This is a genomic window from Candidatus Nitrospira bockiana, assembly GCF_965152565.1.
The window spans coordinates 155,306-180,877 of record NZ_OZ224215.1 but is presented as its reverse complement, the minus strand read 5'-3'; the positions used below and the strand labels follow the sequence as shown (position 1 = coordinate 180,877).

General features: G+C 65.0%; 28 protein-coding genes. 17 read left to right on the top strand and 11 right to left on the bottom strand.

Features of this window, described 5'->3' with window-relative positions; translation table 11 throughout:
• Positions 1-101: 101 nt before the first annotated feature.
• The 7 genes from ACWHYV_RS00970 to ACWHYV_RS00940 all read left to right on the top strand — a co-directional run bounded on the left by ACWHYV_RS00970 (position 102) and on the right by ACWHYV_RS00940 (position 6,791).
• Entirely contained in the window at positions 102-563 is a 462-nt protein-coding gene (locus tag ACWHYV_RS00970) for a bactofilin family protein (RefSeq protein WP_447978798.1), read from the top strand.
• The gene (gene mnmA, locus ACWHYV_RS00965; protein WP_447978797.1) at positions 563-1,687 is read left to right on the top strand and encodes a tRNA 2-thiouridine(34) synthase MnmA; all 1,125 of its coding nucleotides are present in this window, start codon (positions 563-565) and stop codon (positions 1,685-1,687) included. Before ACWHYV_RS00970 ends, mnmA begins: the two co-directional genes overlap by 1 nt.
• Positions 1,688-1,795: 108 nt before the next feature.
• Positions 1,796-2,335 carry an ATP synthase F1 subunit delta gene (gene atpH / locus ACWHYV_RS00960; protein WP_447978796.1) on the top strand — a complete coding sequence of 180 codons (540 nt, stop codon included), beginning with the start codon at positions 1,796-1,798 and terminating at the stop codon, positions 2,333-2,335.
• A 3-nt stretch (positions 2,336-2,338) separates the two neighbouring features.
• Positions 2,339-3,859 (top strand): F0F1 ATP synthase subunit alpha, encoded by a 1,521-nt coding sequence (gene atpA / locus ACWHYV_RS00955; RefSeq protein WP_447978795.1) that lies wholly within the window; start codon positions 2,339-2,341, stop codon positions 3,857-3,859.
• Positions 3,860-3,878: 19 nt separating this feature from the next.
• On the top strand, positions 3,879-4,748 hold the full coding sequence (atpG, locus tag ACWHYV_RS00950; protein WP_447978794.1) for an ATP synthase F1 subunit gamma: 870 nt from the start codon (positions 3,879-3,881) through the stop codon (positions 4,746-4,748).
• Between the two features lie 101 nt (positions 4,749-4,849).
• Positions 4,850-6,295: a F0F1 ATP synthase subunit beta gene (atpD, locus tag ACWHYV_RS00945; RefSeq protein ID WP_447978793.1), complete on the top strand. Its 1,446-nt coding sequence runs from the start codon at positions 4,850-4,852 to the stop codon at positions 6,293-6,295.
• 70 nt (positions 6,296-6,365) lie between these two features.
• Positions 6,366-6,791, top strand: coding sequence for a F0F1 ATP synthase subunit epsilon (locus ACWHYV_RS00940; RefSeq protein WP_447978792.1), 426 nt, complete (start codon positions 6,366-6,368; stop codon positions 6,789-6,791).
• A gap of 176 nt (positions 6,792-6,967) precedes the next feature.
• Here ACWHYV_RS00940 and ACWHYV_RS00935 read toward each other — a convergent pair whose 3' ends face one another.
• From ACWHYV_RS00935 to ACWHYV_RS00920, 4 genes are read right to left on the bottom strand one after another with little or no spacing between them, the layout of a single operon-like run.
• Positions 6,968-7,546, bottom strand: coding sequence for a Tll0287-like domain-containing protein (locus tag ACWHYV_RS00935; RefSeq protein WP_447978791.1), 579 nt, complete (start codon positions 7,544-7,546; stop codon positions 6,968-6,970).
• A complete protein-coding gene (locus tag ACWHYV_RS00930; RefSeq protein ID WP_447978790.1) occupies positions 7,543-9,954 on the bottom strand; it encodes an ATP-binding protein in 2,412 nt (803 codons plus the stop codon). Before ACWHYV_RS00930 ends, ACWHYV_RS00935 begins: the two co-directional genes overlap by 4 nt.
• Positions 9,955-9,961: 7 nt before the next feature.
• Positions 9,962-11,044: a sensor histidine kinase gene (locus ACWHYV_RS00925; protein WP_447978789.1), complete on the bottom strand. Its 1,083-nt coding sequence runs from the start codon at positions 11,042-11,044 to the stop codon at positions 9,962-9,964.
• Entirely contained in the window at positions 11,041-11,460 is a 420-nt protein-coding gene (locus tag ACWHYV_RS00920; RefSeq protein ID WP_447978788.1) for a response regulator, read from the bottom strand. The genes ACWHYV_RS00925 and ACWHYV_RS00920 overlap by 4 nt, the downstream gene beginning before the upstream one ends.
• Before the next feature lie 213 nt (positions 11,461-11,673).
• Between ACWHYV_RS00920 and ACWHYV_RS00915 the strand changes: the two genes are divergently transcribed.
• Both ACWHYV_RS00915 and ACWHYV_RS00910 read left to right on the top strand, forming a co-directional pair.
• Positions 11,674-12,621 carry an RluA family pseudouridine synthase gene (locus ACWHYV_RS00915; protein ID WP_447978787.1) on the top strand — a complete coding sequence of 316 codons (948 nt, stop codon included), beginning with the start codon at positions 11,674-11,676 and terminating at the stop codon, positions 12,619-12,621.
• 36 nt (positions 12,622-12,657) lie between these two features.
• Positions 12,658-13,080, top strand: a complete 423-nt coding sequence (locus tag ACWHYV_RS00910) for a hypothetical protein (RefSeq protein WP_447978786.1) — start codon at positions 12,658-12,660, stop codon at positions 13,078-13,080.
• A gap of 64 nt (positions 13,081-13,144) precedes the next feature.
• Here the strand turns inward: ACWHYV_RS00910 and ACWHYV_RS00905 are convergent, their stop codons facing one another.
• Entirely contained in the window at positions 13,145-13,321 is a 177-nt protein-coding gene (locus ACWHYV_RS00905; RefSeq protein WP_447978785.1) for a hypothetical protein, read from the bottom strand.
• Positions 13,322-13,399: 78 nt separating this feature from the next.
• On the opposite strand from ACWHYV_RS00905, the gene ACWHYV_RS00900 reads away from it, so the two are divergent.
• Positions 13,400-13,810, top strand: coding sequence for a GNAT family N-acetyltransferase (locus ACWHYV_RS00900; RefSeq protein WP_447978784.1), 411 nt, complete (start codon positions 13,400-13,402; stop codon positions 13,808-13,810).
• 179 nt (positions 13,811-13,989) lie between these two features.
• Here ACWHYV_RS00900 and ACWHYV_RS00895 read toward each other — a convergent pair whose 3' ends face one another.
• The 3 genes from ACWHYV_RS00895 to ACWHYV_RS00885 form a co-directional block, all read right to left on the bottom strand.
• Positions 13,990-14,808, bottom strand: a complete 819-nt coding sequence (locus ACWHYV_RS00895; RefSeq protein WP_447978783.1) for a metal ABC transporter permease — start codon at positions 14,806-14,808, stop codon at positions 13,990-13,992.
• A gap of 110 nt (positions 14,809-14,918) precedes the next feature.
• On the bottom strand, positions 14,919-15,722 hold the full coding sequence (locus ACWHYV_RS00890; protein ID WP_447978782.1) for a metal ABC transporter ATP-binding protein: 804 nt from the start codon (positions 15,720-15,722) through the stop codon (positions 14,919-14,921).
• Positions 15,723-15,763: 41 nt separating this feature from the next.
• Positions 15,764-16,675 carry a metal ABC transporter substrate-binding protein gene (locus tag ACWHYV_RS00885; protein WP_447978781.1) on the bottom strand — a complete coding sequence of 304 codons (912 nt, stop codon included), beginning with the start codon at positions 16,673-16,675 and terminating at the stop codon, positions 15,764-15,766.
• Between the two features lie 192 nt (positions 16,676-16,867).
• Between ACWHYV_RS00885 and ACWHYV_RS00880 the strand changes: the two genes are divergently transcribed.
• Entirely contained in the window at positions 16,868-18,034 is a 1,167-nt protein-coding gene (locus ACWHYV_RS00880; RefSeq protein WP_447978780.1) for an anhydro-N-acetylmuramic acid kinase, read from the top strand.
• Positions 18,031-18,567 carry a DUF2726 domain-containing protein gene (locus tag ACWHYV_RS00875; protein WP_447978779.1) on the top strand — a complete coding sequence of 179 codons (537 nt, stop codon included), beginning with the start codon at positions 18,031-18,033 and terminating at the stop codon, positions 18,565-18,567. Before ACWHYV_RS00880 ends, ACWHYV_RS00875 begins: the two co-directional genes overlap by 4 nt.
• 91 nt (positions 18,568-18,658) lie before the next feature.
• Here the strand turns inward: ACWHYV_RS00875 and ACWHYV_RS00870 are convergent, their stop codons facing one another.
• The 3 genes from ACWHYV_RS00870 to corA form a co-directional block, all read right to left on the bottom strand.
• Entirely contained in the window at positions 18,659-19,252 is a 594-nt protein-coding gene (locus tag ACWHYV_RS00870; RefSeq protein ID WP_447978778.1) for a tetratricopeptide repeat protein, read from the bottom strand.
• Between the two features lie 38 nt (positions 19,253-19,290).
• Positions 19,291-19,890, bottom strand: a complete 600-nt coding sequence (locus tag ACWHYV_RS00865) for an outer membrane protein (RefSeq protein WP_447978777.1) — start codon at positions 19,888-19,890, stop codon at positions 19,291-19,293.
• 310 nt (positions 19,891-20,200) lie between these two features.
• Positions 20,201-21,301, bottom strand: a complete 1,101-nt coding sequence (gene corA / locus ACWHYV_RS00860) for a magnesium/cobalt transporter CorA (RefSeq protein WP_447978776.1) — start codon at positions 21,299-21,301, stop codon at positions 20,201-20,203.
• 374 nt (positions 21,302-21,675) lie between these two features.
• On the opposite strand from corA, the gene ACWHYV_RS00855 reads away from it, so the two are divergent.
• The 5 genes from ACWHYV_RS00855 (at position 21,676) to ACWHYV_RS00835 (ending at position 25,568) form a co-directional block, all read left to right on the top strand.
• Entirely contained in the window at positions 21,676-22,632 is a 957-nt protein-coding gene (locus tag ACWHYV_RS00855; RefSeq protein WP_447978775.1) for a hypothetical protein, read from the top strand.
• 238 nt (positions 22,633-22,870) lie between these two features.
• A complete protein-coding gene (locus ACWHYV_RS00850) occupies positions 22,871-23,404 on the top strand; it encodes a hypothetical protein (RefSeq protein ID WP_447978774.1) in 534 nt (177 codons plus the stop codon).
• 73 nt (positions 23,405-23,477) lie between these two features.
• Positions 23,478-23,924: a DUF421 domain-containing protein gene (locus tag ACWHYV_RS00845; protein WP_447978773.1), complete on the top strand. Its 447-nt coding sequence runs from the start codon at positions 23,478-23,480 to the stop codon at positions 23,922-23,924.
• A 184-nt stretch (positions 23,925-24,108) separates the two neighbouring features.
• Positions 24,109-24,366, top strand: a complete 258-nt coding sequence (locus ACWHYV_RS00840; RefSeq protein ID WP_447978772.1) for a BON domain-containing protein — start codon at positions 24,109-24,111, stop codon at positions 24,364-24,366.
• 50 nt (positions 24,367-24,416) lie between these two features.
• The gene (locus tag ACWHYV_RS00835; RefSeq protein ID WP_447978771.1) at positions 24,417-25,568 is read left to right on the top strand and encodes an outer membrane beta-barrel protein; all 1,152 of its coding nucleotides are present in this window, start codon (positions 24,417-24,419) and stop codon (positions 25,566-25,568) included.
• Positions 25,569-25,572 lie beyond the last annotated feature (4 nt).

Here is a 25,572-nt window from a genome sequence, read left to right as displayed (position 1 = left end):
ATCGTTCGACTTCACGTCCGTTCCTCTTTCAGCTCACCGGGCAGCATGATCAACCATGGGCCGAGGCTACCAGCCTGACCGGCCGCTTACAGGAGGACATCATGTGGGACATGAACGGGAAAAAGCCGTCTCCCGAGCGGGACGAGAACTTCACGTTCCTCGGTCGAGGGGTTGACTTCAAAGGGGTGATTCGCTTTGATGGGACGGTGCGTGTAGACGGCCGCCTCGAAGGGGAAATCCATACGACGGGCACCTTGATCGTCGGGGAGCACGCGGTGATCAAGGGCTTGGTGGTCGCGGGCACGGTGATCTGCGGCGGCCGCATCAACGCGACGGTGACGGCCACCGAAAAGGTCCAGCTCCTCAAGTCCGCGGTCCTGATCGGCGACATCCGGACGCCGGCGCTCGCGATGGAAGAAGGGGCGCACCATCACGGCATGTGCGAGATGGGTGCGAACAAGATCACCGAGCAACTCGAGCACGAGGCCCAGGAAGCGGCCAACGTGCACAACCTGGCGGCCCACCGGGGGAAGCTTCGCGCTCAGGAATCCTCACAGGGCTGATGCCGAGACCTCGCGTCATCGTGGGAATGAGCGGCGGCGTGGACAGCTGCGTCGCAGCCGCCCTGCTGGTCGAACAAGGGTTCGACGTCCAGGGCGTCACGCTCCAGGTCTGGGAGCACGAGGACGAGACCGTCGCAGCGTCGAAGCGATGGCAGGAACGCGGCTGCTGTAAGGTCGGCATCGCGAAGTATGTGGCCAAGCGGCTCGGTATCCCCCACGAAGTGATCGACACCCGCGCGCGTTTTCGGCACGGCGTCATCGACGATTTTCTGTCCGGCTACCTGTCCGGTACGACCCCGAACCCCTGCGTTCGCTGTAACGAGCGCGTCAAGCTCCGCTCGCTCTACGAGCTTGCGCAGGAGCGCGGCGTGCACTACGTCGCGACCGGGCACTACGCGATCGTGCGCCGCGAGCCAAGGCCCGCGCTGCATCGAGCCGCCGATCTGCGCAAGGATCAAAGCTATTTCCTCTACCGGATTGCTCCACCGTGGCTCTCCCGGTTGCTGTTCCCCGTCGGCGCCCTCGAGAAGAGCCAAGTGTGGAAGCGAGCCGAATCCCTCGGCCTGCCGGCCGACGAGCTGAAGGAAAGCCAGGAGATCTGCTTCGTTTCCCATGGGGACTACCGGACGTTCCTCGACGCCGAGGCGCCGAGCGCCAAGCAACCCGGCGTCTTCACCGATGTCCATGGTACGGTGCTGGGGCGTCATGGGGGCATCGCCTACTACACGCCCGGGCAGCGTCGCGGGCTCGGCGTCGCCGCCGGCCGGCGCCTCTACGTCCAGCGGGTCGACCCTCAGACCCGCACCGTCGTCCTTGGCCCGGAGGAGGATCTCTTTACCGCTGAAGCCATCGTCGCCGACCTCAACCTCTTCGATGACCAGGTCCTTCGCACTCCGACGCGGGCCGACGTCAAAATTCGCTACGCTACGCCGTCGGCACCGGCGACCCTCGAGCCGCTCGGCGCGGGGCGTCTCCGCATCCGGTTTGATCGCCCGCAGCGCGCACTGAGCCCGGGGCAATCCGCGGTCTTCTACGAGGGGGATCGCGTGATCGGCGGTGGAATCCTTCGCGGCGCCCAGGCCGCTTCCCCATCCACTCTGACCGCCTCCGACTCGCCGAACTGACCGTCTTTCCAGCCCTTCCTGCTTGACACTGTCCGCTGCCGAGTGCTACTGTGCCGTGTTTTGTCGTGCCCTCCCGCACGTCAAGTCACCCCCGGTCGGTTAGAGGTCGTGATCAAGACTGCAGTAGCTCGTCGCTACGCCAAAGCTTTGTTTGGATTGCTCGGCGCCGCCGACATCGAGACCACCCGGGCCGGCCTCACGCAACTCGCTCACGCCGTGGCGGACTCCAAATCGCTCAAACACGTGCTCGCGTCGCCCGCATTCGGCTTCGAGGAGAAGCGGGACGTTCTGACCGCGCTCAGCCATCGGCTCGGCTGCCCTTCCGTCGTCGATCGCTTCCTCACTCAGCTCATCAAGAAGAATCGAGTCGGGTTCCTCCCCGACATCGCTCACGCGTTCGCGCAGCTGGCCGATGAACGGAAGCATACGAAACGCGTGCACGTGGCGTCCGCCAAGGCGCTGAGCGCAAGCGACCAGGACCACCTGCGCGCCCGCCTCCGCGAGGTGCTCCGACAAGAGGTCGATCTGTCCGTTCAGACCGACCCGTCGCTTCTCGCGGGCCTCCGCATCCGGATCGGGAGCACCGTTTTCGACAGCAGCGTCCGCACGAGATTGGCCGCAATGCGGACGGCCGTGACCAAGGAGTAGCCGATGCAGATCAAGTCCGAAGAAATCAGCGCGATCATCAGGGAAAAGATCAAAGGCTTCGATCAGCGGGTCGATGTGAATCAGACCGGGTCCGTGATCCAGGTCGGCGACGGCATCGCGAAGATCTACGGCCTCGAGGGCGCGATGGCCGGAGAGATGCTCGAGTTTCCCGGCGGCCTGTACGGCATCGCGCTGAACCTCGAGGAAGACAGCGTCGGCGCCGTGCTGATGGGCGAAGAAACGGGGATCAAGGAGGGCGACCCCGTCAAGCGCACCGGCCGAATCGCGGAAGTCCCGGTGGGCGAGGCGCTCGTGGGGCGCGTGGTCAACGCGATCGGCCAGCCGCTGGACGGCAAGGGTCCGATCAAGGCGGCTCAGACCCGTCGCTTGGAGGTGAAGGCGCCCGGCGTCGTGGAGCGCCAATCGGTTCGCGAGCCGCTGCAGACCGGCATCAAGGCGATCGACGCGATGATCCCCATCGGCCGCGGCCAGCGAGAGCTCATCATCGGCGACCGACAGACCGGGAAGACCGCGATCGCGGTCGATACGATCATCAACCAGCGCGGCCAGAACGTCTTCTGCATCTACGTGGCGATCGGACAGAAGCGGTCGACGGTGGCCCGCGTCATCAAGACGCTCGAAGAGCACCACGCCATGGAATACAGCATCGTGGTGTCCGCCACCGCGAGCGACGCCGCCTCCTTGCAATACCTGGCGCCGTATGCCGGCGTCGCGATGGGCGAGTACTTCCGAGACGGCGGGAAGCACGCCCTGATCATCTACGACGACCTCTCGAAACACGCGACCGCCTATCGTCAGCTCTCGTTGCTGTTGCGCCGCCCGCCCGGCCGTGAAGCCTATCCAGGCGACGTCTTCTATCTCCATTCCCGCCTGCTCGAGCGCGCCGCGAAGCTCAGCGCGGCGCTCGGCGGCGGCAGCCTCACGGCGCTGCCCATCATCGAGACCCAGGCGGGCGACGTCTCCGCCTACATTCCGACCAACGTCATCTCGATCACCGACGGGCAGATCTACCTTGCCGGCGACCTCTTCTATTCGGGCATCCGGCCCGCCATCAACGTCGGCCTCTCGGTGTCCCGGGTCGGTGGCTCCGCTCAGATCAAAACGATGAAGCAGGTCGCCGGGACCCTTCGCCTGGACCTCGCGCAGTACCGGGAAATGGCGGCCTTCGCCCAGTTCGGCAGCGAGCTCGACAAAGCCACCCAGGCGCAGCTCAGCCGCGGGGTCCGGATGGTGGAGCTGCTCAAGCAGGGCCAGTACAAGCCGATGGCCGTCGCCGATCAGGTGTTGTCGATCTTCGCGGGCACGAACGGCTTCCTCGACGACGTCCCGGTGGACAAGATCCGGCAGTTCGAAGACGACCTGCTCCACTACGTGGCCCAGCACCACCCGCAGGTCAAGAAGGACCTCGTCGCCAAATCGAAGATCGACGACGCGTTCGCGGCCGAGCTCAAGCAGATCATCACCACGTTCAAACAAAAGATGGGGTACGGCGCGACCGCCTGATCGCCGCTCCGATCGACCGATGCCGAGCCTGCAAAGCCTGCGGCGCAAGATCGCCGCCGTCAAGAACACGCAGAAGATCACCAAGGCCATGAAGATGGTGGCCGCGGCGAAGCTCAAACGCGCCCAGGACCGCATCCTGGCCGCGCGCCCGTATGGGCACCGCGTCCGCGACGTCATCGCCAACCTCAGCCGCCGCGTCAACCGCGCGGCGCACCCGCTGCTGCAGAAACGGACGGGCCGCAACATCGAAGTCTTGGTGGTCACGAGCGACCGCGGGCTGTGCGGGGCGTTCAACGCGAACATCGTCCGGAAGGCGATGGAATTCATCCGCCACAGCGAGGCGCGCGGGGCGAAGGTCACGATCAGTCTCGTCGGGCGCAAAGGGCGCGATTTTTTCCGCCGGCGGCCGTGGCCGATCCGGCAACAATGGGTCGGTGTGTTCGATCGCTTGACGTACGAGCATGGGCTCGACATCGGACAAGACCTGATCGAGCAGTACACCAAGGGGACGTTCGACGAGCTCTACGTCATCTACAACGAATTCAAATCCGCCATCCAGCAGCGGGTGATCGTCGAGAAGTTTTTCCCCATCGAGGCGATCGATGAGGGCGGCGAATCCGAGCGCCTCGGCGGCAGCTATCTCTATGAGCCGGATGAAGACGAGCTCTTGGCCGCTCTGTTGCCGAAGCATTTCCAGACGCAGGCGTTCCGGGTGCTCCTCGAATCGGCCGCGGCGGAACACGGCGCCCGGATGGCCGCCATGGACGGCGCCACCCGCAACGCCGGCGAACTCATCAAGAAGATCACGCTCTATTACAACAAGACCCGCCAGGCGGCCATCACCAAGGAGCTGATGGACATCGTGGGCGGAGCGGAAGCGCTGAAATAGACCCAGTGCTGAGCCACGAGTGCTGAGTGCCGAGTTTGCCCCATCTCGCTAAGACTCAACACTCAGCCCTCAGGACTCAGCACTTAGAGAAGGAGCGAGAAGTGAGCACAGGCAAAGTCATTCAAGTCATCGGTCCGGTGGTCGACGCCGAGTTCCCTCCCGGCCAACTCCCGAACATCTATAACGCCCTCCGCATCGAGGTGCCCGAAGACAAGCAGGCGGGCAGACCCGAGATTCGTTTGACGCTCGAGGTCGCGCAGCACCTCGGGGAAAACCGCGTGCGCGGGGTCGCCATGTCCTCCACCGACGGGTTGGTCCGGGGAATGGACGTACGCGACACGGGGCAGCCGATCGCCGTTCCCGTCGGCCGCGAAACGCTCGGTCGCTTGATGAACGTGCTCGGCGAGCCGGTGGACGAGAAAGGCCCGATCAAGGCCAAGAAGACCTACCCGATCCACCGTCCGGCGCCCGCGCTGGACGAGCAGGAAACCAAGACCGAGGTCCTCGAAACCGGAATCAAGGTCGTCGATCTCCTGGAGCCCTACTCCAAGGGGGGCAAGGTCGGGCTGTTCGGCGGGGCGGGGGTCGGCAAGACCGTCATCATCATGGAGCTGATCAACAACATCGCCCTGCACCACGGCGGCTTCTCGGTGTTTGCGGGCGTCGGTGAACGAACGCGTGAGGGCAACGACCTCTGGCACGAGATGCAGGAATCCAAGGTCATCGATCCGACGGACTTCACTAAGTCGAAGGCCGCGCTCGTCTACGGCCAGATGAACGAGCCGCCCGGCGCGCGCCTCCGGGTGGGGCTGACCGGGCTGACGGTCGCCGAGTATTTCCGCGACGAAGAAAACCAAGACGTCTTGCTGTTCGTGGACAACATCTTCCGATTCACCCAGGCCGGCTCGGAGGTGTCCGCGCTGTTGGGTCGTATGCCGTCGGCGGTCGGGTATCAGCCGACCCTGGGCACCGAGATGGGTGCGCTGCAGGAGCGGATCACTTCCACGAAACGAGGATCGATCACGTCCGTGCAGGCCATCTACGTCCCCGCCGATGACTTGACCGATCCGGCGCCCGCGACGGCCTTTGCCCACTTGGACGCGACGACGGTGTTGTCCCGCTCACTGGCCGAGCTCGGCATCTATCCCGCGGTCGACCCCTTGGACTCGACCTCACGGATTCTCGACCCACAGATCGTCGGCGACGAGCACTACACGGTCGCACGCGGCGTCCAATCCATCCTCCAGCGATACAAGGACCTCCAGGACATCATCGCAATTCTGGGGATGGACGAGCTGTCTGAAGACGACAAGCTGGTCGTGGCGCGCGCTCGCAAGATCCAGCGGTTCCTCTCCCAGCCGTTCCACGTGGCCGAGGCCTTCACCGGCACACCGGGGAAGTACGTCAAGCTCAAGGACACCGTCCGGGGTTTCCGCGAAATCCTGGAAGGCAAGTACGACGATCTTCCCGAGCAGGCCTTCTACATGGTCGGGACCATCGAGGAAGTCGTCGCCAAGGCGGAGAAGCTGGGATATAAGAGAGGATGATGTGAAATGTTAATCGTGAATCGTTAATTGCGCTTACCACGATGAACCAATAACGAGTAACGAATACTCCATGGCTGGTCGAATCCTTCTAGAAGTCGTCACCCCCGAAAAGCTCCTCCTGAGCCAGCAGGTCGATGAGGTCATCGCGCCCGGCGTGGAGGGGGAGTTCGGCGTTCTTCCCGGACACGCGCACTTCCTCTCGACGTTGAAGGTGGGTGAGCTGCGCTACCGGGCCGGCGAGACGACCTCGTACATGTCGGTCCTCTGGGGATTCGCCGAAGTCACACCGACCAAGGTCACGATCCTCGCGGAGATCGCCGAGAAGGCCGAAGATATCGACGTCGAGCGCGCCCAAGCCGCCGTGGAGGCCGCCGAGCGTCGGTTGGAAATGGGCGGTCTCCCGTCGGAGGTCGAAGCGGCTCGCGTCAGTCTCGAAAAGGCCCGGCTCCGGCGCAAGCTCGCGGAACGGGCTCGGCGTCCGGGCTCCTCCGCCTGACCTTCCCTCGCATTCTGCGCGCGCGCCCCGCCGGCTGCATGCGCTTGCTTCCCGCGGCGGCCTCCGTTCTACCTCGACGGTAATCCGATAACACAGAACACCACGAGGTGACGTCCAGCGACGGAACCTGCCGAGTGTCCCGAGCGAACCCTGCCATGCCGTCCCCCGCCGTCGGCTCACCGCCGCAGCGGCACCGTGATCACGATCCCGCCCATCACATCGTTGACCTTGAAGTCCCGGCGCGGGCTGTTCGGGTGCCCATTGTGGCAGCCCACACAGGATGGGGCGACCGCCACATCAGCGTAGACGGCTTGAAAGAACCGGCCGCCGCCGGTCTCCACGTACCCGGTATAGGGGGCGGCCGGCTGCTTCGCGACGGCATTGAGTCCGGCCCGCTCGAACTCCGTCACCGGCCCATTCCGCTCATAGATCGGCCACAGACTGATGAGCCGGTACCGAACCCCGTTCTCCTTCTTGGCGACGAGCCGAGCCGCATCGATCAAGAATTGCGCCGGAAGCGGCAGCCCGTTTTGCGCTTCCCAATTTTCGGTGGCCACAACGATCCCCTTGTCCTGCAACCGGTCGACCACATGCTTGGTGTAGATGGCCCGGTCGGCCTCTATCACGGCATGCACATACTCCGCGACCGTCTCCGCCGGGATGCCGGGTGGCCCAACCGGCCGGCCGGCGGCAACCAGCATCGCGACGCCGAGCAGACCGAGCAGGCCCATGCCGGCAAGCCGTCCCTCTCTCATCGTAGGTCCCCTGCCGCCGCCTCCCCGATGGGAAGACTGATCGTCACGGTCGTCCCTCGCCCCTCTTCCGACTCGATCTCAATGGAGCCGCCGAGCGCTTCGACGAGACGTCTCGCCACCGTCAACCCAAGCCCTCGCCCTTCGCCCTGGCGCTTGGTCGTAAAAAACGGGTCGAACACGTGCGCCATGTACGGCTGCGGAATACCGCAGCCCGAATCCGCCACGGAGATTGCAATCCGACCCTGGCCGTTACTCGTGGCGACCCGGAGCACCCCGCGCCCATTCATCGCCTGCACGGCGTTCGTCAGAACATTCTTCAGCGCTTGCCGGAGCTGCCCCGGCCTTCCCTCGATGGGAGGGATCGGGCCGAGGTCGAGATGCACGTCGACGCCGGAACCGGATCCGCCGCTGCGGTAGGCGGCGACCAGCTCCTCGATCAGCACGTTACAATCGAGGGGCCCTGCACAATCTTCCGTGTGCAGCGCCTGCCCCGTGACCTCCTTGAGCACCTGCGCGATGCGGTTGGCCTTCAGCGCGACGTCCTGCGCATAGGCTTTCACCCGTGCCGTATTCGACTCTTCGGCAATCGCTTCGGCCAGCCCGATGATCCCGTACAGCGGGTTGTTCAGCTCATGCCCCAACCCGGCGGTCATCCGGGCAAGGCCGGAGAATTTCTCCGCCTGGACCACCTGCTCCTCCAGACGTCGCTCCTCCGTCACGTCGCGAAAGACCAGGCCGATCGACGGCCCCTCGTCCTGACTCGCACCGAGGCGAAAGGACTCGTAGCGATACACCCGCCGGCGGATGCGCACCTCGCCTCGACCCTCGTCCAGCATCCGCACCTCGGGCGGCGACAAGGGATCGCGCGCGCCGGGCCGGCAGCCGCCGGCCGCGGGCTCCCGCGGCCCGGTGTCCGCGCGCAGCCGGGCCGCCGTCTGTCTATCCACCCCCAGGCCCTCGTCCAGCCGGCTCCCCGCGATTTCCCCGCCCTCCGCGAAGGCGATCCGCGCCGCTCGATTGGCATGCCGTATCCGCCCGTCCGGCTCGACCAGCACGATCGGGGTCGGGACGCTCTCGACGATCTGCTGATTCATCGCTTGCAGGGAGCGGACTTCCTGGCTCTTTTGTTCGACGGTGTCCGTCAAGCCCGAGAACGCCCGCTCGAGTTGGGCCTTCATCCGATTCATCTCGTCGGCCAGTACCTCCAGCTCGTCTCCGGTCCGCACCACGATCGGCTGCGTCAGCTCTCCCTTCCCGATCAAGGCGGCCGCGCGCTGGAGCTGCCGGATCGGACCGACGATCCGGCCGGAGGCCAGGTAGCCGAGCACCGCCAACAAGCCGGCTGCGACGGTCCCGAACCCGGCCAGCCATGCGACGAAATGGTGGGTCGGCGCCGACAACTCCTCGGAGGCCTGCCACACGAACGTGTGCCATGTCTTCCCCATCGGCCCACGGGTGACGGCGTTGGTCCCCGGCAGCGGGGAAAACCCGATGATCGCCACGCCTAGGCCGCCGTGTCCATCACTGTCGGCCTTGACCCATCCGGCCTGCCGGCCCGTCACGTGCATCACGAGATCCGGGTCCGCCAGCCGTGTGCCCGTCGCCAGAATGGGACAGGCGATGATCGTGCCGTCGCTGTCGAGGAGCATGACGTGGCCGGTCTTCCCGAATCGAATCGGGAAGACGGATGGACCGAGGTATTCGCGCGCCTCGAACACTCGGTGCAGGACGCCGATCGCGCGATACCCGATCGAGTCCATGACCGGCATCGACAGGTGGAAGGTGTAGAGGTTCAGTTGCCGATCAAAAACGACGCTGCTGAGGTAGGGCCGGCCGACGCCCCCGTCAAAGGCGGCCTCCCACCACGGTTCATGATCGTGCCGATAGGCCACCTGCTCGGTGGTGCTCGCCCGCACGACCCCATGAGCATCCGTGATGAACAACGCCTTCGTGGCCGCCCGGCTGGCCGCGGGCACGATCTGGCCGTTGGCCCCCTCCGGCTGTGCAATTTGCTGCCGAAGGAACTCGGCCACAGCCCCCTCGGTGACGGCGCTGATTACGGCGCGATCGCCCGCCGCCCATCGTTGTTCCGCCTCGATCGCCGCCTGGTCCGGCTCGGCCCGAGCGCGCTGCCGCGCACGCACACCTTCCAACGCGGTCGCCACCAGCGGCGCCCGGGCGATGCGGGCGGTCCGGGTCAACTCATCGGCGAAGACGAGGTCGACGGTGCGGGCGGCTTCCCCCGCCAAGCTCGCAAAGTTGACCCCCGCCATCTCGTGCAGCTCGCGGGTCCCCTGGATCAGCGCCAGGCTCATGCCGGCCACGAGCGGCACGGCCCCGACCATGAGCATGGCGGTGATGAGCTTCCCGCGCAGTCCCCACCGCGATCGCGTTCGCCCGGTGCTCATGCCTCGCCTATGCCGGCGGCAGCGGAAACCAAAGGAGGAACGAGGCGCCCTTGCCCGCCTCGCTCTCCACCGACACGCGTCCCCCGTATTTGTGCGTCAGGGCCTGGACGATGGTCAGCCCCAAGCCCGTGCCGACGCCGCGGGGTTTCGTCGTGAAGAACGCCGTGAACAGTCTGGGCAGATGCTCGGAGGAGATCCCCGGACCGGTGTCCTGTACCCGGATCAGGATCTCGCGCTCCTCGCGTTGCACCGTCAGCGTCAGCCGGCCCGTGCCGTTCATCGCTTGCATGGCGTTGGTGACGAGGTTGACGAAGATCTGCAAGAGCTCGTTGGGGTCCGCGGTCAGGGGCGGCACCGGCTCATAGTGTCGGACCACCTCGACGTCGTCGCCGACCGACGCGTAGCGGCACATCTTCACGGCTTGATCCAGTGCGTCCGACACCCCGACCGGCTCCACCTCGCCGGTCTCGTTCATGCGCGCGTACCCGGCCAAGTGGTCGACGATCGAGGTCAGGTACGCGTCCGCTTTGAGAATCTCGGCCGAGTATTCTTTGATGCGGGCCAGATCCTTTTCTTCTTCGATGAACCGGGCGAACTCGCGGATGCAGTACAGCGGATTCTTCAGATCGTGCGCGACCTGAGCGGCGAAGGTCCCGAGCGTGGCGAGCTTGTCCGCCTGCTGAAGCTGGGCTCGCAGCTCCTGCTCATCCTGCAGGAGCGTCCACAGCAAACGGGCCGCGGTCCCACCCAACAACTCGACGTCGGGACGTGCTCGGGCCGCCACGTGCTCGCCGACGGCGGGGTCGCCCGTCACATCGACGATCAGGTTCGCCCCGTCCCGCGCGATCAATTCGGCCACGCTGCTCGCCGTCGGAATATTGAGGCGCCGCGCCAACTGCACGCCCACGGCATTGGGGTTGGCGTCGGCCACGCCGACGACCTCGACGCCCGAGCTTCGGGTGAAGAGATCGATCAGGGCCCGGCCTCCGCGGCCCCCGCCGAGAATCAACACCTTGATCGGTCCACTGGTGTCCATGGCGAGACCGGACGGCGGCCGTGCACAGCCGCCGTCCCCAACGCCCGGCGTCATGTCGTGAACAGGGTGCGTTTGTCCATGGCGTTCTTCACGGCGGCAAGCAATCGGTCGCGCTCGACCGGCTTGACGAGATAGTCCAGAATCCCTTCTTTCAGCAGCGACGTCGCCAACTGAAAATCCGGGTAGGCGGTCAAGACGAGGATCGGAACGGACGGGTACTGCGTTCGGAAATACTTGATCGCTTCCGTGCCGTTGATTCGCGGCATGCGGATGTCGCAGATGATGCAATCGACCATCATCGGGTTGGCCCCGCTGTTGAGCACCTCGATCGCACGGGCGCCATCTTCCGCCTCCTCGACGTCGTAGCCGGCTTTGCGCAGCGTCGTCCCGACGACCTTTCGGATTTGCTCCTCATCGTCGACGATCAACACACGCCCCTCCACCGCCCGTTCACTGACCAGCCAAGCCATAGTCCCCTCCTTCGTTGGCGTTCGTTGCCCTCAGCGCAGGTACGTCTGCAAGGCGAGGACCACCGGACCACTCACGGAAAATCCATTGAACGGGTGCCTACTTATGCGGTAGCGTGAAAGCCGGGTGCATCGAGACCCGCGAGGTGGTGGTGCGGATGCACCAGGCCCAGGCTCAGATGCACCAAGCGACGAGTATCTTTTTTGACGACGACCATGCCGACCGAGCTGATCGTCACCCCCGGTGAAGCGCCCAAGCGGTTGGATCTCTTTCTCGCCAATCGGGACCCAACGCTGTCCCGATCCGCTCTCCAGCGGTTGATCGAGCAAGGACGCATCACGATCAACGGGGCGCCCGTCAAACCCAGTTATAAGATCCGCCCCGGGGACCAGATTGCGATGGACGTTCCGCGGCCCGAGCCGCTCGACTTACGTCCGGAGCCGATCCCGCTCGAGGTGCTGTACGAGGACGCCGCCGTGCTCGTGCTCAACAAACCGGCCGGCCTCGTGGTCCATCCGGCCCCCGGCCACTGGAGCGGCACCCTCGTCAACGCCCTGCTCCATCATTTTCGCGACACCGGCGCCCTGTCTTCGATCGGCGGCAAAGAACGGCCGGGATTGGTCCACCGCCTCGACAAGGAGACCTCCGGCGTCATGGTCATCGCCAAGACCGACCAGGCCCACCGTGCGCTGGCCGCTCAATTCAAGCAGCACACGATCGGCCGGGCCTATGAAGCCTTGACCTGGGGGGTACCAAAGAAACCCGAAGGGCGCATCGACCTAGCGATCGGACGGGACACCAAGGAACGAAAAAAGTTTTCCGCACGCACCGCGAAGCCGAAGGCCTCAGCCACGGCCTATCTCGTCAAGGAGCGGTTCGGGAAGCTCGCCGCCCATCTCCTTCTCCTGCCGCTGACCGGCCGCACCCATCAAATTCGCGTGCACCTCACCGCACTCGGGCACCCGCTTCTGGGCGATTCCACCTACGGGGGCCGAAAGGTCAAAGAGCTCGACGGCCTCGCGATCCCGCGCGTCATGCTCCATGCGCGGACGCTTGGGTTTCAGCATCCCGGTACGGGCCGGCCTCTCGAGTTCACCGTAGCACCGCCGTCGGACTTCCAGGCGATCATCGAGGCGCTCCGGGCGGCGACCGCTCCCGCTTGACAGATGGGTGTACACGCGGTATCTCACTCGCCTACCATGATGATCAGCGAGGTCTTGGACATCCTGGGGAGCCTCATCTCCGCTCTGAAGGTCTACGGGGCGAAGCTGCCCGCCGTCGTCCATCTTGCGACGGTCCCCAGCGGCTTCAAGCCGACGGTGGAAGCCGTGGAGGGGTATGAAAAAGCCGTGTCACGGTTTCGCGAGCAGAGCGCCAAGTCGGCCTACCGCCGGCTGACGGACCATTTCGTCGAGTCCCTCGAAGCCTTCGAAGCCGGCAAGCTGCTGGCGGCGGTGCAGCCGCTCCTGGCGATCCTCGACTTGCTGGAAGCGATGCAGCGGGACAAGACGATCACGGTCACACCCGCGGAATCGAAACGGTTGGTCGAGTACCGGGCCACGCTGCACAAGATCATGCCCGGCAATCAGCCGGAGCTCGAAGGGGCGGGAAAGGGCCTGTGAAGGGAAGCTCAGCTCTCGGCCGTGCAAAGGGCGGCGGACGCTGATCGCGGAATGCTGACGGCTCTCAGTGCCCCATCTTGGGGCCGGTCGCTCGGTCTCCTTGGATCACGAGCTTGAGCCGAACCAGCGCGTGGCAGTGCGGACACTTGGTGCGGACGGTATTCTCATCCACGTATTCGAGGTCGTCGTCTTTCAACCACATCAACTTGAAACACCGGGGACAGCTCTTCACCTTGGTCATCTGCATTCCTTTTCATTCCCCACAGGCTGAGACGAAGCTCGCTATACATAATACAAGGGAGGCGGCGCGCTCAAGACCATGATTACCTTTTCGGACGGGAAAGACCTCGATCCCGCCGCGCTGATGCGCCTCTACGCACAAGCGCCCTGGGCGCAAAGCCGGACGATCCAGGGCGCGCGTGACATGCTCCAGCACACCGACATCGTGATCACGGCCTGGGACGGCCAGAAACTCGTCGGCTTCGGCCGGGTGCTCACCGACTACGTCTATCGTGCGTCGATCTGGGACGTGATCGTGGACAAGGAGTATCAGGGACAGGATATCGGCACCCACATCATGCAACGCATCCTGGCCCACCCCGACCTGCAAAGGGTCGAGCTGTTCTGGCTCTGCACCCGCTCACCGGCCTTTTACGAAAAGCTGGGATTCAGCGCCAAGGAGCAGACGGGGATGGTGTGGGCGCGCACCCAGCAGGCTCGACTAGAGTAGCGGTAGCGGCTGCTGAAATGCTCCCCTTTCACCCGCCCGCCCCGGCGCGCCAAGACGCACCCCTTCCCGAGCTGCGTTCTCGTCTCGTCCAAGTCCTCGACCTAGCGTTTATGAAGAATGCGGCGTTGGATGTGCGAGACTTCAGGACAAAGGCAATTCCTTTCCAAGCAGTTTCTAACTTAGACTGAGACCCGCCCCATCCGCTTCGGCGAGACGAGCACGGAGACGAAGAACACCACGGTCGCCAGCAGGACGATCGCCGGGCCCGTGGGCACATCCCAGGCGTAGCTGATCAAGACGCCGAGGACCGCGCAGCTCGTGCCGATGACGACGGCGTACAGGGTCATGTGCTTGAGGCTGTGGGTCAATTGGTAGGCCGTGGAGGCGGGGATGAGGACCATCGCAAAGACGAGGATGGCGCCGACGGTTTTGAGCGAGACCACCATGGTGAGCGCGACCAAGGTCAGGAGCAGGTAGTAGACCTTGCGGGCCGGCACGCCGCTCGCTTCGGCCATCTCCTGATCGAAGGCGATGAAATACAGCTCCTTCGAGAAGACGAAGATCACGGCCAGCACCGCCAAGCTCAGCCCGAGGATCCCGTTCAACTCCTCGGGCGTGACCGACAGGACGCTCCCGAACAGATAGCCGTACACTTCGGCGTTGTAGGTTTTCATCAGCCCGATGAACAGGATCGCCAACGCCATCGTGGCCGTGTACAGAATCCCGATGGAGACGTCGAGCTTCATGCGTCCCTGCTCCTCCATGATCCCGGTCACCCAGATCGTGACCAGGGCGAACAGGATCGCCAACGGCAAGGGTGCCAAGCCCACGAGATAGGCGAGCGACACCCCGGCAAACGCCGCATGAGCCGTACCCGCACCGGCAAACGCGAGCCCGCGAAGCACCACGAATACGCCGATGACCGAGCACAGCGCCCCGACCAGCGCCGCCGCGACCAGCGAGCGCTGCATGAAGTCATAGGAGAGCAGCTCGAGCATGGCAAATAGCGATAAGGGATAGAAGGGGTATAGGGATAAGTGGGGCGATGACCATCCGGGTCTCTTACTTCCCACTCTCTACCCCTTTACCCCTCTACCCCTTATCTCTACTAATGCTGATGGTGGTGATAATCCTCGACGATGACCAGGTCCTTCTCGGTGATGACGAGGTCTTTCCCGTAGACCTGGCGCAAGATCTCCGGCTTCAGGACCTCTTCGGGGGGACCGGCGGCCCACAATCTCGTCTTCAACAGCACGAGGCGGTCGACATGGGCGCGGATCATGTTGATGTCGTGCGTGATGAGGACGACGGTCAGACCCAGATCATGATGCAGGCGCCGGATGAGGTCGAGCACGCTGTGCTGCGTGACGATGTCGATCCCGGTCGTCGGCTCGTCCAGGAGGAGGACTTGCGGCTGCTGGGCCAAGGCCCGTGCGATGAAGACCCGTTGCTGCTGTCCGCCCGACAAACGGCCGAGGGCCGTGTGCTGATGCTCGCTCATCCCGACGTGCGCCAGCGCTTCCCGTGCGATCTCCTCGTCCGCCTTGGTCGGCCGTTTGAATAGACCCAGGACACCGTAGCGCCCCATCATCACGGTCTCGAGCACGGTGATGGGGAAGTTCTTGTCGAGCACGCCCTTCTGGGGGAGATACCCGATCCGAGCCCGATGATGGCACTGGAGCTTCTCGCATGCGCAGTCGAAAATCCGGAGGCTGCCTTCCTGCGGGGGCAGGAGCCCGAGGACGGCCTTGCAAAGGGTGGTCTTGCCGGAGCCGTTCGGGCCGATCACGCCGATGAATTCGCCTTCCGCGATATCCAACGTGATGTCTTCGAGGGCGATCACGCCGGAAAAGCCAAACGTCGCATGCTGAAATCTGATGATCGGATGAGACATCGCGTCTGAGGCAACCATCGTGTCCTCGACGGCCGGGGCCGGAGGCCGTCCGGGCACGGCTAGGGCCTGTCGAGCGCGGCGATCAGTTGCGTCACATTATAGCGAAGGAAATCGAGATAGCGTTCGGTTCCCGGAAGGCCGCCCGGGAGCGCGCTCAGCACCACGATCCGAATCCCCGTTTCACGCGCCAGCATCTCCGGCACCTTCTGATTCATTTGCGGCTCCGAGACGATGGCCTTGAGCCGGCCGGCGCGGATGCGTTTGACCAGCCGTTGCAAATGGTGCGCGGACGGCTCCGCTCCGGCCTGGGTGACGATGTGCTCGACGATCGTGAAGCCGAATCGCCGTGCGAAATACGGCCAGGCGGGATGGTAGGCGATCAGCCGCCGATCGGGCAACCGCTTCACCCGCTCGATCAAGTCGGTCTGCACCTGATCGAGCTCGCGCAGGTAGGCGGCCTGGTTGTCTCGATACTCGGCGGCATGGCCCGGATCGACCTTGCTCAACGCCTCGGTGATATGGCGGAGCATCGTCTTGGCGTTTTCCGGATCCAGCCAGACATGCGGATTCCCCGCCCGATGGTCCTCATCGCCGTGGACACCGGCCGTCTCCTCGCGCTCGTGATCCCGGATGAGCGCGATGCCCTTGGACGTCGTCACCACCGTGAGGGTGCGGTTCCCGGCATTCTTGACCAGGGCATCGACCCACACTTCGAGCCCCAGCCCGACTTGGAGCAGGAGATGCGCGTGCCGGACGGCCACGACATCGCTCGGCTTGGGCGAATAGGTGTGCTCACTTTCGAGCCCGGTGAGCAAGGAGGTGACGTGAACGTGCGCCCCGCCCACCTGCTGGGCGAAATCCTTGAGCACGGGAATGGTCGCGACCACCTCGACCGCCGCCTCGGCGCGCTCACGGCTCCCGATCGCCGCCACCAGGAGCAGGAACAGGCACAGAGCGGCTGCAGCCGTCATCGAGGGGCGACCGGGCATGGGGCGGGACCGTAACAAACTGGTTGCAGGAAAGTCAACGCGAGGGCGTGAGCACGGGCACGCACGCCGCTGCAACTTTGGACCGGACGCCGGCCTGATCCGTCCTTGACCGCCGTACGGAGTTCGGCTAGCGTAACGCCCCGTATGCCGACCCTACACCGACCCCGCAGGCGCATGCCGGCCAAGATCGTCGTCGGCCTGATGTCCGGCACGTCGGCCGACGGAGTCGATGCGGCGCTCGTCCGCATCGCGGGGAGCGGCCACACCCTTCGCGTCCGCCCGCTCGCGTCGTCCACGCTGCCGTATCCGTCACGCCTGAGGCAGCGTGTGCTCGCCGCCTCGATCGCCGGAAGTGTGGCGGAGCTCTGCCACCTGAACGCGGTCCTGGGCGAATGGTTTGCACGAGCCGCGTTACGGGTCATCCGGGAAGGCGGGCTCAGGCCGGCGCAGATCGCGCTCATCGGCTCTCACGGGCAAACGGTCCACCACCTGCCCCGGGCGGTCCGCGAGCCGGGCCTCGGAGCGATCCGCTCCACGCTTCAGATCGGCTCCCCCGCCGTGATCGCCGAGCGGACCGGCATCACGACGATCGCGGACTTTCGCACCCGCGACGTGGCAGCCGGAGGACAGGGCGCTCCCCTCACCCCGTACGCCCACTACCTCCTCTTTCGACATCCACGCCGTCACCGCTTGGTCGTCAACCTCGGGGGGATCGGGAACGTCACTTATCTTCCCGCGGGCGGCAGCCTGCAGGCCGTGCGCGCCTTCGACACGGGCCCGGGCAACATGGTGTTGGACGCACTGGTCCAGCGCCTCAGCCACGGCCGCAGGGCCATGGACCGCGATGGCCGCCTCGCCGCACGGGGACAGGCGGATCTCACCCTCCTCACCCGACTGCTGGCTCACCCCTTCCTCAAGGCTCGCCCGCCGAAGACGACCGGACGCGAGGACTTCGGTGAGTCCTTTGTGGCCCGGGTCGTCAAAGCCGGGCGTCGGCGCTCCGCCGCGGACCTCCTGGCCACCTGCTCGATGCTCACCGCCGTCACGATCGGCAGCGCGCGCCGGTGGCTTCGCGGGCCGGTCGACGAGGTCATCGTCGGCGGCGGCGGTGTGAACAATCGCACGCTGATGGAGGACCTCGCCCAAGTCTTCGCCCCCACGCCCGTCACACGCTTCGAAGACCTCGGCTGGGCCAGCAAGTCGTTCGAAGCGATCGCCTTTGCCGTCTTTGCCTATCAGAGCGCCCAAGGCGAACCCGCCAACCTGCCGGCCGTGACCGGAGCGAAACGGCCGGTCGTCCTCGGCAGCATCACGCCCGGGCGCGAAGGAACGATCTGGTGACCCTGCTCTTCGACTACGCGGCACCCATCGCGATCGCCTTGGGCGGCCTCCTCACGGTGCTGCTGATCTGGTGGCTGACGATCTTGCTCACCGCCCTGTCCGCTCGCAAGGCGGCCGCCCCATCCATCCCCGTCGGCGTGACGATCACGGCGCAACCGCTCATGACCCCCGAAGAGGCCCAGCTCTATAACGTGCTGACGCTGGCGGTCCAGGACGACTATCTGCTGTTTGCGCAGATTCCGCTCTGGTGCCTGGTCGACGTGCAGGCGCACCGGCCGCAGGCGCGCCAGGCCTTTCTCGCCCAGATCGCGCTCAAGCGCGTCGACTTCGTCCTGGTGCATCCCGGGACACTCACGGTCGTCAAAGTCGTGGAGCTCGACGGCTCGCCCGATTCGCCGCAGCGCCAGGCGCGCAACAAGCTGGTGGAAGAGACTCTCAAGGCCGCCGGGATCGACCTCGTCCGGCTGTCTGCCAAGAAGGCGTACACCATCCCGGAGCTCGCCGCCCTCCTCGATATCGAAGCGCCGGAATAGAGCGTAGGGATATGGGATAAAGGGTTAAGGGATAAGGGGTCGGAGACTCCCCTTCCCCTCTACCTCTCTACCTCTCTACCTCTCTATCACTCTATCCCTTTCCGAGGGCTTTCCTCGCCAGGTCCGCCTCAGGGGAGTGCGGAAACTGGATGATGACCCGCTCGAGTAGAATCCGCGACTCGTTCGCCATGCCGAGCTTGTCGTAGGCCAGCGCCTTCTTCAGGGTCGCGGCGGCCAGCTTCGGACTGCGCGGATACCGATCGAGAACGCGCTCGAACGAGCGGACGGCCTCATGATAGCGCCCGAGTCGCAGCTCGCATTCGCCGATCCAATATTGTGCGCTGGAAGCAAGCGGGCTCTCGCCGTGCAGCTCCAGGAACAGTCGGAAGCCGGCGAGCGCGGCGGGGTAGTCCTGGCGATGGAACTCTTCCATCACCCGATCGTAGAGGTGCTTGGCCTGATCCTCCTGAGCGCCGAGCGCGAGACCGGGGACCAGCACCAGCCACACGAAACACAGCCAGTGCATCGCGCGATTGTACAGCGCCGAGCCGGGGCCGTCGAGCGGAGGCCGCAACCACCGGCCCCCTCGACGGCCGAGGACCGTTCGCCCGCCCGATTCCGGATCCGGTCCGGCCGCTCGCGCCGTGCGCAATACGCGGAGCCGCGCGGCCGGTGTGAATGTCACCGGAGCCGCGCCAGGAATCACACGGTGGCCCGAGACGGCTAGAAGTGGAAGTTGAGCCCGATCGTCACCATCTGGCCGCTGTCGCGGAAGTCCTTGTCCTTGATGTTTCGATCCCGTGAATTCACGTCCTCCAGCCAGACGTAGCGATAGGTCCCATCGATGGACACCGAGTTCGTGAGCCAGAATTGCAACCCGCCGCCCGCATGGAGCCCGAAGCGGTTCTGGGTGTCCTCGAATCCGCCCGGGCCCTTGACGGTCGTGTAGTACCAGCCGCCGCCGCCGAGCACGAACGGCGTCAACCGCTTCCCGGGCAGGAGATAGATGAGCCCCGAGACTTGGACCGGGTACGTATGGACCCGGGTCCCGTCGAAATCGTTCCGCCGATAGTCCACCGACCCTTCGATCGCAAAGCCCTTGAACAGATAGAGCCGAGCTTGAGCCCCGCCGAACCACCGTGAGTCGCCGTCGTTCGGATCGAACCAGGTCGCGCGACCGCCGATCGAGAACCGACCGGGATCGACGTCGTCGAACAGATAGCCGCCGTCGGCGGCGTGAGCGGGGCTCACGGGCAGGCCTTGAACGCCGACGGCCGCAGCGAGCACCAGCAGTGCGCCGCCGGCCATGCGTGTGTACCACATACTCATGCCTCCTTCCGGCCACGTAAATCCGGTGGCCGCGGCGAGGAAGAAAGCAAGCGGTGGGCCGCGCTCTCTCCATCGCGCGAGGGCCCGACGACGGCATATTCAGCGGTGATGCGCCGCAGGATGGCGTGGACGCGAGTGGTGGACGGGACGCCTTGTCTCCGCCGGTCGCCGAGAGACTTCGCTAAGCGACGCTACATAAGCAGCGGACCGGTCTCCCGGTCACTGGATGCAGCTTGTCCCTGCTCGGACAGCCCGTCCGCGTACGCCGTCGGTGTGGGAGGAGCATCCGGGGAAGGGAGGACGCCTACAGCCACCGCTTCTTGCGGAACACGAGGATCATCAGCAGGGCTACCAAGAACATCGAACCGAGCACGAGCGGATAGCCCCACGGCTCGTGCAGCCCCGGCATCCAGGGGAAATTCATACCGTACAGGCCGGCGAGGAACGAGAGCGGCATGAAGATCGTGGTGATGATCGTCAGGACCTTCATCACGCCCGTCATCCGGTTGCTGACGCTCGAGAGGTAGACGTCGAGCATCTCGGCGACCGTCTCTCGGAGCGTCTCGAGCGTATCGATGACCTGCACGCTGTGGTCATAGACGTCACGCAGATACAGGCGCGTCGCGGGGGTGATCACGCCCGCATCGCCGCGCTCCAAGCCGCTCAGCACCTCCCGGAGCGGCCAGACCGCCCGGCGCACGAAGAGCAGCTCGCGCCGCAGCGCATAGAGGTCCCGGATGCTGTGCGGGGTGGGGGCCTCCAGGAGCGCGTCCTCCACGCCCTCGATCCGCTCGCCCAACACTTCCAGCACCGCGAAGTAATTGTCGACGATCGCATCGATGAGGGAATAGAGGAGATAATCGACGCCGAAGCTCCTCGCGCGCCCCTTGCCGGTCCGAAGCCGCTCGCGGATCGGGGCGAACACGTCCGTCCCGTTCTCTTGAAAGGAGAGCAGGACCGTACCGACGACGACGAGGCTGACCTGCTCGGCCTGGATACGCGTACGGCTCGCATCCGTAGACAACATCTTGACGACCACGTAGAGATAGCCGCCGTAGTCCTCGCGCTTCGGGCGCTGCTCGGTGTTGACGATGTCTTCCAGCAACAACGGATGAAGCTGGAAGCCCTGGCCCAAGGCCTCGACCACACCGACGTCATGGATGCCGCCGACATCGAGCCATGTGACCGTTCCGGGCGGCGACGTGCGGCACACCGACAGGAAGTCCTCGACGCTCTTGACCTCCTGCTCTTCGAACAGGTCCTCGGCGTAGCGGAGCATGGTCAGCCGGACGCGCTCGGCGCCCCGCTCGCCGATATAGATCAGCGTCCCCGGCGGTAACCCGGCCTTGGCCGAGCGGCGGCGCCCTCGTGCGCTGGCGGGACGACCCGTCTCGCGGTCCTTCATCGGTGCTCTTGCTCCGGCAGCCTATCCTTGTCTCGGGCTGATCACGTCGCCGAGCCTAACAAAGGGGGCTGTGCGGCGCAATCAGCGCTCGCTCCGTTGGACGGCGTGTCCCCCGCCAGAACACAGTGCTCGCCCGCCTCGGGCCGCGCGCCTGGCTGACAGAGTCATGGCCGCTTCCTCCACCTACAACGAACCAAGAAGGCCTACATCGAGGTCTCCCTTGGGCTCGGTCTCTGGTTTTTTGAGGAGTCCAATGAACGTCCGGCTCCACGGAATTGGCTCGGTGATTGCAACGCGAAGGCGCATGGAACTATGAGCAGAACAGGTCACTGGCAACACCCTCGTCGCAAACGAGGTGCAGTAAGGAGGCTTTCATGGAACTCGAGCGAACCGTCCAGCAGTGGTCATTCGGCGGAGCACGCATCAGATGGGGCGCCATCTTCGCCGGCTTCGTGGTCGGCGTCGCGGTGCAGATGATGCTCACCCTGCTCGGCTTGGCCATCGGGGCCTGGTCGGTCGATGTCCAAGACACGGACGCGGCACGGAGCATCCCCATCGGCACGGCCGTGTGGAGCGGAATCTCGATGCTCGTCGCGGCCTTCATCGGCGGCTACGTGGCGGCCCGGATGGCCGGTGCGACCGACCGCGGCGACGGCCTCTATCACGGCGCGGTCGTGTGGGGCTTCAACTGGCTGGTCTTTGCCTGGCTCGCCACGACCGCGATGTCCTTCATGATCGGCGGCGTCTTCAACGTGTTCGGATCGGCGATCCAGTCGTTGAGTCAGGGCGTCGGATCCACGGTCGCACGGCTGGCGCAATCGACCAACGTCAACCTGTCGATGGAGGACGTGCGGCGCCAGGTCGAATCGGTGCTCCAGGCCACCGGCAAGAAGGAGTTGCAACCCGGCCAGATCCGGGAAGAGGCCGGGCAGATCACGAATCAAGCCCAGTCGGGCAAGCCGATCGGCGAGGTCTCCGATTCGGCGCTCCGTGAAATCCGGGAAAAGCTCGCCGCGCTCGACCGGGATGCGGCGATCAACGTCATGGTCAACAAGCTCGGGATGAGTCGGGCCCAGGCCGAGGAAGTGGTGCACTCGACGATCGGCTTGATCGGTCCCATCCAGAGGACGGTCGAGAACGTCAAGGAACAGTCGGTCAGCATGGCGAATACCGCGGTGGATCGAATCGGGTCGGCCGCATGGTGGCTCTTCCTGCTCGCCCTCTTGACGCTCGGCGCGGCGGCAGGAGGCGGCGCCTTCGGGGTGGTCGAGGAGCCGGGATTGGAGATGCAAAGTCAGGCGGTCCGAGACGTCCGCAGGACGGCGTCATAAGCACGATCGGGATGGAGAGGCGGCCGCGGTTGCTCCTCTTCGTGGGCACATGGGCGCTCTTCGCAGGAGCGCTCACTCTCACGGTGATTGCGCAACCCACCGAGCAACCGCGGCCCATCCCACCCGCGCCGGTGCCGGCCCCGCCGCCCGAACCGTTACCGCCGTCGCCGGTGCCGGCCCCGCAACCCCGGCCGATCCCGCCGGCCCCGGCACCGGCCCCGCAGTCTGAGAGCACGCGATGAGCAAGGCCACCTCCACGCGATCGCCGCCCGCATCAACGCCGCGTTTAGAGATCGAGCAGGATCTCGAGTTTCAATATCGCAGTTGGCGGTGGCAGCGCATCGGATGGGTGGTGATCGGACTCATCCTGCTTGCCGCGCTTGCCGGCCTGTTCGGCCACAGTCCGCTCACGAGAGCCACGGTTGAGACGGCCGACCGACGTCTGGCCATCGAATACGATCGGCTGGCCCGCTACCAAAGCAGTGTGGAATTCGTCATCACCGTGGATCCGGGCCCTACGGCCCGAGAGTTCGGCCTGTGGTTCGATCAGACCTACCTCGACGTGCTCGACTTTGCCGGGGTCTCACCGCCGCCGCTTCGCGGCGAAGCTCGAGCGAACGGCCGCGCGTTCATCTTCACTCATGGAGGAGACCGGGGACGGCCCGTCACGGTGAAGTTGTCGGGTCAATTCCAGACGATCGGCGTCGTCACCGGGCGGGTTGGAGTGGATGAGGGCACCCCGCTCGTCGTCACTCATTTCGTCTGGCCGTAGGAGGCCGTGCTCTGCCCGCACCGCCTTCGCCCGGGAGGATCATACGGACACACTCTAAGCGGAGGATCGGACTATGGACGCAGTGCTCCGTGCCCTGGTCGTGTACGGCTTTTTGTTGGTGGTCTTTCGCATCGCCGGCCGTCGCACGCTCACCGAAATGACCAACTTCGACTTCATCCTCCTCCTGATCATCAGCGAGGCCACGCAAAATGCGATGATCGGGAACGACTTTTCCATTACCAACGGCCTCCTGGTCGTCCTGACGCTCGTGGGGCTCGATATCTTTCTCTCCCTCGTCAAGCAGCAGTTCCCGTCCCTGGAGCGGTGGTTCGACGGGCTTCCGGTGGTCCTGGTCGAGGAGGGTCGGCCGCGTCAAGAGCTCATGGACAAAGCTCGCGTGGATCATCAGGACATCCTCGCCGCCGCGCGCGAGCTCCAAGGGTTGGAGCGAATGGACCAAATCAAGTACGCCGTGCTCGAGAAGAGCGGCGGGATCTCGATCGTTCCCAAAGCGCAGTAGGCATGGGGACAGGGGAAGGTTGAGGCTGAGGTTCAGGTTGAGGGGAAAGCCACGCATATGCAGATCGAGACGAATGGTTCAATCCTCGAAGGGAGATCTCGTTTCTCTTCACCCTCACCCTCAACCTCAGCCTCAACCTGAACCTTCTCGCCGTGTTCCCTCCTTCCTGCTGATCGTGGTGGTCTTGACGGTCCCTGCGGGACCCTCCGGGTGTCTCAGTGATCGGCAACGGTCCGACGACGCGCTCGCGCGACTGGTCAACTCGGTGCTCCTCGCCTCCGAGGAGCTGAATCTCAGCCGCGTGGACGCCAACGTCGAGCACGGGGTCGTGTATTTGAGCGGGATGGCGGACGACCACGAAAGCAAGGTGCACGCCGAGAAGGAAGCGGGCGCCATCGCCGGCGTCGAGCGGGTCATCAACAAGATCGAGGTCGATTTCTAGCGGGACGCGCCGGCGACGTGCGGCGGGCCCCCTGCATCGCGAGCAAGGCAGTGGGAACTGAACGGTGGATCAGCGGCCCTCCCGCTCTCCTCGGGCTGTGCCTGCTCATGGCGCCCGTCGAGGTCCAGGCCGTCGACACCTGGCAATACGGCGGGTTTGCGGACGCCGCCTATCCGTTGAACTTCAACTTCCCGGAGAACCATCAATGGCGGAGCAAGCAAACCACCCCGCGGACCAATGAGCCCGCCCCGAACATGGGGCTCGTCTACCTGCGCAAAGACCCGACCGAGCCGTCACGGTGGGGCGTCGAATTGGCCTTTCAAGCCGGGTACGACACGCGCAACCTGGTCCCTGATCCCAGACCCGGAGGCCCGCAGCCCATCGACGGGGCCGACACGCTGCGTCACGTCGCCCGCGCCAACGTCAGCTACCTGGCCCCGATCGGCCGCGGCCTCACGTTCACGGGCGGGCTCTTCAAGGGCACGAAGACGTACGAGGAGTTCTACGCGAAGTACAATTTCAATTACACGCGGGCCTATCTCACCGATTACAACCCGAATTTCCTGATCGGCTTCGGGGCCTCCTATCCCTTCACCAAGTCGTTCGAATTGGGCCTGTACGTCGTGAACGAGTACCAGCACCTCTCACATGCCAACGATCTCCCGAGCTACGTGGCGAAGATGGAATGGCGCGCGGCCAGGCGGATCACCCTCTACGAGAACCTCTACTACGGGCCCGACCAACAGGCCACCGCGATCAAATTCTGGCGGGCCTTTTCCGACTCCACGATCGAGTGGCGCACGCCGCTCTCGCGTATCGCGCTCTCGTATGACGTGGGGACGGAGCAGGTGGCGGACAGACCCGGCGCGCCTCGCGCCGTCTGGATGGGCGCGGCGCTGTTTACGCAGCGGCATCTCACGGGCCCCTGGAGCGTCGCCGTGCGGCCGGAATTCTATTGGGATCCCCAAGGCCGGATGACGCAGGCGGAACAGATCATCTGGGCGACGACGACGACACTGGAATACAAGAAGCACCTGGGGCGACACCTCGCGATCGTGCGCTTGGAGCACCGGTACGATCATTCGACGGGATCCGAGGGCGGCTTCTTCCACGACGGTCTTCGCTCCGACGGCATGCCCCGGCTCGCAGCCGCCCAGCACCTCGTCCTTCTCGGCCTCATCTGGGCGTTCGACTCGGGATGAGCCG

Coding starts and splice junctions, on each gene's coding strand:
- ACWHYV_RS00970 (WP_447978798.1), top strand. CDS start 102: ATGTGGGACATGAACGGGAAAAAGCCGTCTCCCGAGCGGGACGAGAAC.
- mnmA (WP_447978797.1), top strand. CDS start 563: ATGCCGAGACCTCGCGTCATCGTGGGAATGAGCGGCGGCGTGGACAGC.
- atpA (WP_447978795.1), top strand. CDS start 2,339: ATGCAGATCAAGTCCGAAGAAATCAGCGCGATCATCAGGGAAAAGATC.
- atpG (WP_447978794.1), top strand. CDS start 3,879: ATGCCGAGCCTGCAAAGCCTGCGGCGCAAGATCGCCGCCGTCAAGAAC.
- ACWHYV_RS00940 (WP_447978792.1), top strand. CDS start 6,366: ATGGCTGGTCGAATCCTTCTAGAAGTCGTCACCCCCGAAAAGCTCCTC.
- ACWHYV_RS00935 (WP_447978791.1), bottom strand. CDS start 7,546: ATGAGAGAGGGACGGCTTGCCGGCATGGGCCTGCTCGGTCTGCTCGGC.
- ACWHYV_RS00930 (WP_447978790.1), bottom strand. CDS start 9,954: ATGAGCACCGGGCGAACGCGATCGCGGTGGGGACTGCGCGGGAAGCTC.
- ACWHYV_RS00925 (WP_447978789.1), bottom strand. CDS start 11,044: ATGACGCCGGGCGTTGGGGACGGCGGCTGTGCACGGCCGCCGTCCGGT.
- ACWHYV_RS00920 (WP_447978788.1), bottom strand. CDS start 11,460: ATGGCTTGGCTGGTCAGTGAACGGGCGGTGGAGGGGCGTGTGTTGATC.
- ACWHYV_RS00915 (WP_447978787.1), top strand. CDS start 11,674: ATGCCGACCGAGCTGATCGTCACCCCCGGTGAAGCGCCCAAGCGGTTG.
- ACWHYV_RS00910 (WP_447978786.1), top strand. CDS start 12,658: ATGATGATCAGCGAGGTCTTGGACATCCTGGGGAGCCTCATCTCCGCT.
- ACWHYV_RS00905 (WP_447978785.1), bottom strand. CDS start 13,321: ATGACCAAGGTGAAGAGCTGTCCCCGGTGTTTCAAGTTGATGTGGTTG.
- ACWHYV_RS00900 (WP_447978784.1), top strand. CDS start 13,400: ATGATTACCTTTTCGGACGGGAAAGACCTCGATCCCGCCGCGCTGATG.
- ACWHYV_RS00895 (WP_447978783.1), bottom strand. CDS start 14,808: ATGCTCGAGCTGCTCTCCTATGACTTCATGCAGCGCTCGCTGGTCGCG.
- ACWHYV_RS00890 (WP_447978782.1), bottom strand. CDS start 15,722: ATGGTTGCCTCAGACGCGATGTCTCATCCGATCATCAGATTTCAGCAT.
- ACWHYV_RS00885 (WP_447978781.1), bottom strand. CDS start 16,675: ATGACGGCTGCAGCCGCTCTGTGCCTGTTCCTGCTCCTGGTGGCGGCG.
- ACWHYV_RS00880 (WP_447978780.1), top strand. CDS start 16,868: ATGCCGGCCAAGATCGTCGTCGGCCTGATGTCCGGCACGTCGGCCGAC.
- ACWHYV_RS00865 (WP_447978777.1), bottom strand. CDS start 19,890: ATGTGGTACACACGCATGGCCGGCGGCGCACTGCTGGTGCTCGCTGCG.
- corA (WP_447978776.1), bottom strand. CDS start 21,301: ATGAAGGACCGCGAGACGGGTCGTCCCGCCAGCGCACGAGGGCGCCGC.
- ACWHYV_RS00855 (WP_447978775.1), top strand. CDS start 21,676: ATGGAACTCGAGCGAACCGTCCAGCAGTGGTCATTCGGCGGAGCACGC.
- ACWHYV_RS00850 (WP_447978774.1), top strand. CDS start 22,871: ATGAGCAAGGCCACCTCCACGCGATCGCCGCCCGCATCAACGCCGCGT.
- ACWHYV_RS00845 (WP_447978773.1), top strand. CDS start 23,478: ATGGACGCAGTGCTCCGTGCCCTGGTCGTGTACGGCTTTTTGTTGGTG.